Genomic DNA, 2,571 nt, shown 5'->3' on the forward strand with positions numbered 1-2,571 from the left:
GACTGGGCGCGCGTGATGCGTGGCATGAATTCCATCGAGAACGCGGTGACGCCAGCCTTGGCCAGGGCTGCCACAGCGGCATCATTGCCATAGGGATCCATGATGGCAATGACCGCTGTACCGGGTTTGTAGCTCTTCAGCTCGGCATCGCCGGGCCGACGCACCTTCAGCACGACATCGGCCTTGACGACATCGGAAGCCTTGCCGATCGTGGCTCCTGCCTTGGAAAACTCCTCGTCGGGGATGCGCGACCGCGTGCCGGCGCCGGCCTCGACGACGACGTCGAAGCCCAACGCCGCCAGCCGTTTCACCGTATCGGGCGAGGCCGCGACGCGCGGCTCATTGGCATCGAGCTCACGAGGGATGAAAACCGTCTGTCCCACCGCATGATCCTTTCGGCCGGAAGCTATTTCCCGCAAGACGCCGGCCGGCCTCGCGGCGGCGCCGTGGACAAGGTGTCGGAAAATCTATCGGAGGATAAAGGCGCCGACGGCCATAATCAGCACGAACAGGATGGTCGCCGAGAAGAAGCCGCCCGCGAAGAAGCCGAAGGCCATCGCCAGAAGCAGGGCTCCGCAGAAAAGCGATCCGTATTTGGCCAGCGCGAGAAAGCCCGCATAGGTGCGGTCATGCTCGGCATAGTCCATCTTCGCGCCCAGTTCGACAGGACCGGTCGGCGAGTGATCAGCCATAGGAATACCCCTTCGAAGACATCTTTCAGGCACATAGCGAAAAGCCGGGCCGAGAGCAATGGCGCTATTGCCGCACAACAGCGGACAACTGCCTCAAAGAAAGGTTGAAGCCGGCTGCCAACGCGCGACGGAGTCCGATCGCTGGATTCTGATGCTTGATGCGGAAAGATGCTTCGAAAGCAGACGCTTGCGTGGCCTAAGCCGGCGCCCTCAGCCGGCTAGATGCGGAAATAGCCCGAGCAACCCGACGACGATCAGATAGAGCGCGACGATGTAGTTCAACAGCCTTGGCATGACCAGGATCAGCACGCCGGCGATCAGCGAGATAAGCGGGGTGAGCGCAAGTGTGGAAATGGTCATGACGGGTTCCTTTGGCATATCCGTGGATTCGGCGACCAATGGCGAGGACGACAAGGCGCCGAGCCATCAGAACGCGTATCCGGCCGGAAAGCTCCAGTGGTTCTGCGAAACGCCTAATCTCAGGCGGCTTCGCGAAAATATTTGGCAGTCGGCAGGATGGTCAGCGGCGCCAATTCTCCAGCACCAGGTGTCTCGAACAGCATACGCTGCTCCAGAGATGTGGATCGGAAGAATGGAAAGCGCGAGAACGACCGCTCGCGAATGGCAGCGACATTGGCGCGATAGAGCACGACCTTGTAGTTCAGGCCTGGATAGTCGCGCAGCTCGCCGATCTGCTCAGAACAGTAGATACGACGGTAGAAACCCGCATGTTCGGGCCGGATAGTCGAGAGACAGTAAGGTGCGTCGAAGTAGAAGCAGGCCATTCCGGCAAGGCGCAGCGTCAGGTACGGGATCTGCGGATAGACCTTCGACCAGTCTGGGTCGGCAGCAAAGCGGCTCGGATCGGCAAAGTGCGCCCCGGCAGCCAGCATCGGGCGCAGGATGTCGCCGTAGACAGTTGTAGACGGCGATTGCGGCGTGGCCCGGCAGGCATGATGAATGCGCACCGTGGAGACCAGGATGCCGTCAATATAGACGCCGAACTTGGAACAATTTTCAGCTTCGTCGAGCTCGTCATGCACAATATGTTCCGGGTTTTCCGGCACCATATCATTCAAGCGATAGGATTTGTAGCGTAACCTATAGATGTCTTCGAGGTCCTCTCCCTTGTCGCAGCGGCGATATTCCGTCCGCTCAAGCATCGCTGAAACATTGCGGGCGAAACTCGACATGCTGTCGGGCGAATTTTCTTCACCCCCGCCCGCCACATGGCCAAGCGCTTCCAACTGCACATCCATACTCAAACCCTCGTAAGTTTCCGCCGCAGTTCAACCTACGACGGGACCCTGAGATGTAAAAGATGAAAATGGAGCACACGTCGTTTACCGATCATTAACGTTAACGATCCGTAAATTTTTATGAAAAGGCGACATTCTTCCCGGCACCGGTCAGCGGCGTGCGGCTCTCTTGGCTGTATTGATGTCCTTGGCGAAGGGCCATACCGTGTTCGACATGGTCTCGATGCCGGAAGCGCTGAGCGCCGAACCGAACAGGAACCCCTGGACAAGGTCGGGCTTGACCTGCAGCGCCAGTATCTTGAGCTGCTCGAAGGTCTCTACACCCTCGACGGTGACCGAAAGCCCCAGCGGCCGCGATAGGTTGACGATACCCTTGAGCAGCTCGAGCGAACGGGGGTTCTGGGTGACGTCCATCAGGAACGAGCGGTCGATCTTGATCTTGTCGAGCGGCAGTTTGTGCAGATAGCTCAGGCTCGAATAGCCGGTGCCGAAATCGTCGAGCGCGATGCGTACGCCGATCTGCTTCAGCTCCTCGATATACTGGCGCGTCAGCGACTTGTCGTCGAGCAGCGCCGTTTCGGTGACCTCGATCTCGAGCCGGGAGGCGGCGAGGCCGGAGC

The 2,571-nt window shown here is 59.4% G+C and carries 4 protein-coding genes and 1 pseudogene; all 5 read right to left on the reverse strand.

The window, feature by feature from the left end; translation table 11 throughout:
* A pseudogene (locus EN906_RS30470) lies at nucleotides 1-383 on the reverse strand (NAD(P)(+) transhydrogenase (Re/Si-specific) subunit alpha); the annotation flags it as partial.
* An 84-nt stretch (nucleotides 384-467) separates the two neighbouring features.
* Entirely contained in the window at nucleotides 468-692 is a 225-nt protein-coding gene (locus tag EN906_RS30475) for an aa3-type cytochrome c oxidase subunit IV (protein WP_127267396.1), read from the reverse strand.
* Nucleotides 693-902: 210 nt separating this feature from the next.
* On the reverse strand, nucleotides 903-1,052 hold the full coding sequence (locus EN906_RS30480) for a DUF3096 domain-containing protein (RefSeq protein ID WP_013528205.1): 150 nt from the start codon (nucleotides 1,050-1,052) through the stop codon (nucleotides 903-905).
* Between the two features lie 119 nt (nucleotides 1,053-1,171).
* On the reverse strand, nucleotides 1,172-1,951 hold the full coding sequence (locus tag EN906_RS30485; protein WP_127267397.1) for a hypothetical protein: 780 nt from the start codon (nucleotides 1,949-1,951) through the stop codon (nucleotides 1,172-1,174).
* A 150-nt stretch (nucleotides 1,952-2,101) separates the two neighbouring features.
* Nucleotides 2,102-2,571, reverse strand: a 470-nt coding sequence (locus tag EN906_RS30490; protein WP_164777480.1) for an EAL domain-containing protein, incomplete at its 5' end; no start/stop codon positions are given.

The organism is Mesorhizobium sp. M7A.F.Ca.CA.004.06.1.1, assembly GCF_003999135.1.
Taxonomy (GTDB): Bacteria; Pseudomonadota; Alphaproteobacteria; order Rhizobiales; family Rhizobiaceae; genus Mesorhizobium.

Coding starts and splice junctions, on each gene's coding strand:
- EN906_RS30475 (WP_127267396.1), bottom strand. CDS start 692: ATGGCTGATCACTCGCCGACCGGTCCTGTCGAACTGGGCGCGAAGATG.
- EN906_RS30480 (WP_013528205.1), bottom strand. CDS start 1,052: ATGACCATTTCCACACTTGCGCTCACCCCGCTTATCTCGCTGATCGCC.
- EN906_RS30485 (WP_127267397.1), bottom strand. CDS start 1,951: ATGGATGTGCAGTTGGAAGCGCTTGGCCATGTGGCGGGCGGGGGTGAA.